A 5354-nucleotide genomic window follows, 5' to 3' on the forward strand; every position below is an offset into this window, starting at 1 on the left:
CTCCCCCCTCATTTCCAACACCCGAGCACTCTGCTCATCATGATTATAGGCAATTACCCCCCCACATTTTTAACAGTCCCTTCTCTGCCTTTTATGTTGCCTGATTGTTACCGTAACGTTACTTACATCAGGATACTCAACCACCTATATTTTATATACCAAATTCGACTGTGGCCCAACAATTCTCACTTAGATCGAAGATGTTAAGAATTGCGACATGGTGACCGGTTCGGTGTCCAGAATGTGAAGCAGAAGATTACAACACTTTACCTTAAAGATACTTTATAGAAAGCGGAGAAAAAATGACAAATTACATGCGCACGAATGCTTGGAATGACGGCGGGACTTTCAATAATGCTGATCTTCTGTGGTACGCCAAAGGCGTCGGAAAAATGATGGGGCGATCGCTCAACGATCCGGCCAGCTGGTGGTTCTTCGCAGCAATCCACGGTGAGCTCGTGAATCCCGATACAGCTGAGTACCAAGCTGCACCAGCTTTTATTAGATGGGGATCTATCAATAATCCACCCAGTGTGCCGACCACGCCGCTGCCGGTCCAAGCAACCCAAGACAAGTTTTGGAATCAGTGCCAACATGGCAGTTGGTATTTTCTTCCTTGGCATCGCGGTTACCTACTGGCGCTAGAGGCGCAGTTACGCGCAGACATTGTGAGCCTAGGCGGTCCAAACACCTGGGCACTTCCGTACTGGGATTACTTTGGCGGATCGCAACCCGCCGAAGCGTTGATGCCACCGGCATTTGGCGCCACCACACTACTCGATGGTACGCCCAATCCTCTTTACGTGGCTATGCGCTACGGTCCAGACAATAATGGCAATATCTACATTCCAACCGAAGCTTGGGAAGGTACGCATAATCAAGATTTGAACTGGCAACAATTTGGGGATGTGACCGATACCTGCTTGCAAAACGATATCTATACGGGTTCAGATACGGCAACGCCGTTGCCCGGATTCGGTGGGCCGGAGTCGGGGTTTTCGCACGGGGGCAGCGCTCACGGGAATATCGAACAAAACCCGCATGATCTCGTGCATGTCTACGTCGGTGGTTACATCAATAGCACAGACTTTGGGTTGATGGCCGATCCAGACACCGCAGCGCTCGATCCCATCTTTTACCTGCATCATTGCAACATCGATCGGATGTGGGCGGTTTGGAACGGAGCAGGCAATACCAACCCGACCGACCTCAATTGGCTCAACGGACCCACACCACAATTTGTGATGCCCATGCCCAATAATGAGCCTTGGGTATATACACCCGGCGATGTACAAAATCTCTCGAGCTTGGACTACACTTATCAAGACGTTACGGCCCCGCTAAAACCCGCTGTGAGTTTGCTCGCGCATCGATTGTTCGCGCTAGGCGCGATCAGCGCCGCCGACGTAGTTAAGAGCCTGCCGAGCAAGGTCACGCAACGGAAGCCTGCCGAACTATTTGGTGCAAATGCCGGGCCAGTTCAGGTTTCCAATACGGGCGGTACGCCCATTGAGGTCACGCTTCACCCAGATGTGCAAAAACGTGTAGTTGGAAGCTTTCAGCAAGCCTCTATATCTACCCCCCCTGATCAGTTGTATCTTAAGCTGGAGAACGTGCGCGGCACACAGGACGCAACGGTGCTCCGGGTTTATATCGACCTACCTGTGCATGCGGATCGCGACACGCTTCGGGCCCACTACGCCGGCAGCGTAGGCCTTTTCGGGCTACGTAGCGCAAGCGTCAAGAACGGAGCGCACGGCGGCGCTGGGTTAACCTTTGTCCTCGACATATCGCGCTTCGTGGATAAGTTGCACGTTAAGAACAAGCTATCCTCCGGGAGAATTAAAGTTAACCTGGTGCGATCGAACGAGCTTCCTCAGTCCACCGATATCGAGGTGGGTCGGGTAAGCATCTATCGCCAGCCGTATTGAGCGACCACCACCGCCATGATCTACAGCAGAAATGAATTCACCAGAATCCGGATCTATATCTTAGTGACGAGTTTTGTGGCGTGGGTAACCATTGTTGCGCTACCTTTCTGGTTGGGGCCGGAGCTGCCGGTATTTATGTGTGGCTCACGCTGGACTCAAGGATCCACGGTGAATTGGATGTTGTCGGTCAGCGGAGGGTGGATGCTGATGATCGTCGCTATGATGGCTCCCATAAGCCTGCCACCGCTCTTCCATATCCGGATCAGCTCGTTTAGTGATCGGCAATGGCGGAGCGCGTCGCTCTTTTTGATCGGATATTTGACGATTTGGTTTATCACGTGCTTAGCGATGAAGGCGCTGGAGGCGGTTGTGAATCAAGATATGCAAAACGGGCATTTTCAAGCATGGGTCACTGTCTTTATCGCTTGTCTTTGGCAGGTCTCACCCCTCAAACAACGGTGTCTGAATCAATGCCATAACCATCGCCCATTAGCCGCGTTTGGCTGGAGGGCGGATATTGACGTGCTTCGTTTCGGTTTGGAACATGGAATGTGGTGTCTTGGTTCATGTTGGGCTCTCATGCTGTTTGCCGAATCGCTTTCACAGTGGCACATCGCAGGCATGGTTATCGTCGCCTTGATCATGTTTTGCGAGCGTTTGGATCCGCCGATGCGCCCTGACTGGAGGTTGCGAGGGTTTCGAACGGCTTCTCTGCACCTCCATCACAGCCTTTCCGTGAGTCGGCATGCGTAATTCTTGTCTCAGCTCAAGCGGTCCATCCGAAAATTAAAGTACGATGGATTCCCTATATGAACCAGCAGAGTAAAAATATGGGGCCTCTTAGCTTAATAATTATTGCATCATGTGACGACGCTATATACGTCCGATCTACGGGTGTTGAGGCAGTCTTGCAAGTGCATGGTGAGATATTGTCGAAAACCTCGTCAGAACTTGCGATTATGAGAGGAATCGGCACGACTTCACGTATATACATGGTGTTAGAGAATATGCGAGGCACTTTCGATGCTGCGGTGCTTCGGGTATATCTTAGGATTTCCGCACCGGACGGGGGTAAGCCGACCAGCGAGGTATACCTAGGTAGTCTTGGCCTTTTCGGACTCAGGAACGCTAGCTTGCCTAATTCAGAGGGAACAAACGGTATGCAGTGCTACCTCGATATCACGCCTCAGGTCGCGCATTTTAAAGGCGCAGCGCTATCGATTGATACTCAGCTCCAAGTGTCAATACGTCCTCGTAACAAGCTCCCCGATGGTGTGGAGATTTCGATAGAGCGGATGCGCATCTACGTCGAGACTATCAAGAATCTACCAACGAAAGCCTAGCAGGCGTCGGACTTGGAGGGATATTTTTAAACAAATGACATAAAACTCCCACGGGATTGGGAAATTAGCCGTTTGTTTGCATCGACCGATACTTTTTCCCATCTGGGCTAACCACCGAGGCGTCGCGCCAAGCGCTTGATTTCGTTGATCCCAGCGTGCAGGAGTCCGGGCCGCCGCTGCACCGCATGTATTCATCCAAGCCAATTTTCGTATTCATACAAAACGCTACATTTTTGTAGTCCGCTTACTTATTAATATATGGCACTTAATATTCAAGTGTCAGTATCGTTACGGTAACAATGGGGTTACATCGACAATAAATGGTAAGTCGCTATCGTCACTGCGAGAAGCCGTCCCAACTGAACTACAAGATTGAATGCAAGCCGAATGTCTCCGCATACAAAGCGAATCTTGAGGCATGTGCCGGATTTAAGGAGGCTGGCGTTTCCGACTACTTCGCGGCATCAAATAGCGACAACGTTAACTTGGGATAGTCAAAACCTCTCCGACCGAAATTAAATTGGGATTTTGGATACTATTGGCAGCAACAAGCTGATCTGAACTGATACCGAATTGAGATGCGATTCCTGACAGCGTATTGCCTGCCTGAACCGTATAGGTTTGGCTATTCAATGCTGTGTGTACGCCAAGTTGTAGGGTAGAAGACGGCACTTGCAAGAACGCAAGTAAGTCATCATTGCTTCTAGCGAAAACATCAATATCGACATTGCCAACAACGCCCGCAATAGTTCCGGTTTGCGATGATTGCCAAAATGTCCAACTAGTCCAGCCCTCAGGCAGCGTCGGTTAAGCGACCTCGTATTCGGCGATCCACAAGGGATAGTCGCCGAATTGATTATTCATATATTGATTCCAGAAGGATGTGCCGGTATAAATCATCGGCTTGCGTCCTAATCCTTGCTCTACGACATCAAGCCAAGTCTGGACGTTTGTTGGCAAATCCGTGTTTCCGTAAGCACCCAAAAACTCCTCAATATCCAGCACTGGCGGCAAATCCTCTGCATCAAGACTCCCTACTGTGGTTAGAAAATTCTGTGCTTGTGCGTGCGAATCGCAAGAAGAATCAAAGAAATGATATGCACCACGCAGTAATCCTACCGCTTTCATATTTGCCCAGTTGGTCGAGAAGCATGGGTCCACTATATTGCTGCCCTGTGTTGCTTTGGCAAAGGCAAATCCGATCGAATTAGATTTGACGATCGACCAATCGATTAGGCCCTGATAGTGTGAAACGTCGATGCCATTTAAATTGGTGCTCACTGTCATTGCTGATTCCCTTATTTTGTTGTATGTCTGGACTAGATACTTACAGATCATATAAAAGTCACTTCAATTACTTCTACGGTACTGAGTACCCTGATGTAAGTATCGTTACGGTAACAATGAGGTTGCATCGATAGTAAATGGCAAGTTGCTATCATCGTTTGATGAGTACACGGGATTTTCTGGCGCTAAGACAGCGTGGTACTGCGGGGCGTCTCACGTTCCTTCGCCACCATCAGGTCGGCTTCCATTTTCAAAATAAGATGTTCTACTGATTTTAATAAGTAGATTGGTAATCTGCTCCTTGCTGCCAGCGGCTTTGCCAAGGGAATGTTAAAAAGGCTGGGGTTTTTGCTCAGCCCCCGCCGTAAAAGTTCAAGGAATCGGCTTATGTGCTCCGGCAATTCGCTCATTTTCTTGTAATAAGCGGCAAGTTTCGCCGGGAGATCGTGATTGATCACGGCACACCGTACTTGTGCCAGCAAATGCGCCCCGCGGGGTGCCCACCTCATCTGTTGGCGCTTGCACATTCTGGCATTGATGATTTGGTTGACCGCAGATTCTGCCATCGCCGTTGAAATTGGCTTATTTTCTTTCTGTCGCTTTGCATAGGCGACAAGTGAAGTCTTGTTGCCTTCGATGTACATCCAAAGATCTCGCAATCGATAGTCCAGATGACGCAAGCTCTCTTCAAAGGCAGGCGTTTCTGCGACGATGATTCGACACAGCACAAGCGCCTGTCGGATTTTATCCTCCGCTTTCTCAAAGCTGGCATGCCAAAAGCACCATCGCAATT

General features: G+C 49.7%; 4 protein-coding genes and 1 pseudogene. 3 read left to right on the forward strand and 2 right to left on the reverse strand.

Going from position 1 to position 5354, the window contains the following annotated elements:
• Nucleotides 1–302 precede the first annotated feature (302 nt).
• The 3 genes from HAV38_RS21505 (at nt 303) to HAV38_RS22400 (ending at nt 3274) form a co-directional block, all read left to right on the forward strand.
• Entirely contained in the window at nt 303–1931 is a 1629-nt protein-coding gene (locus HAV38_RS21505) for a tyrosinase family protein (protein WP_168057475.1), read from the forward strand.
• A gap of 15 nt (nt 1932–1946) precedes the next feature.
• On the forward strand, nt 1947–2684 hold the full coding sequence (locus HAV38_RS21510) for a DUF2182 domain-containing protein (protein ID WP_168057477.1): 738 nt from the start codon (nt 1947–1949) through the stop codon (nt 2682–2684).
• 77 nt (nt 2685–2761) lie between these two features.
• On the forward strand, nt 2762–3274 hold the full coding sequence (locus HAV38_RS22400) for a DUF7868 domain-containing protein (RefSeq protein ID WP_483413865.1): 513 nt from the start codon (nt 2762–2764) through the stop codon (nt 3272–3274).
• Nucleotides 3275–4081: 807 nt separating this feature from the next.
• Here HAV38_RS22400 and HAV38_RS21525 read toward each other — a convergent pair.
• Complete coding sequence (locus tag HAV38_RS21525) at nt 4082–4561, reverse strand: glycoside hydrolase family 25 protein (RefSeq protein WP_168057481.1); 480 nt, start codon at nt 4559–4561, stop codon at nt 4082–4084.
• Nucleotides 4562–4746: 185 nt separating this feature from the next.
• Nucleotides 4747–5354, reverse strand: a pseudogene (locus HAV38_RS22195) (hypothetical protein); the annotation flags it as partial.

Source organism: Glaciimonas immobilis (assembly GCF_011947285.1).
Classification (GTDB): domain Bacteria; phylum Pseudomonadota; class Gammaproteobacteria; order Burkholderiales; family Burkholderiaceae_D; genus Glaciimonas; species Glaciimonas immobilis.

Excerpts from the sequence above, each read along its gene's own strand:
- HAV38_RS21525 (WP_168057481.1), bottom strand. The coding sequence starts at position 4,561 with ATGACAGTGAGCACCAATTTAAATGGCATCGACGTTTCACACTATCAG.
- HAV38_RS21510 (WP_168057477.1), top strand. The coding sequence starts at position 1,947 with ATGATCTACAGCAGAAATGAATTCACCAGAATCCGGATCTATATCTTA.
- HAV38_RS22400 (WP_483413865.1), top strand. The coding sequence starts at position 2,762 with ATGGGGCCTCTTAGCTTAATAATTATTGCATCATGTGACGACGCTATA.
- HAV38_RS21505 (WP_168057475.1), top strand. The coding sequence starts at position 303 with ATGACAAATTACATGCGCACGAATGCTTGGAATGACGGCGGGACTTTC.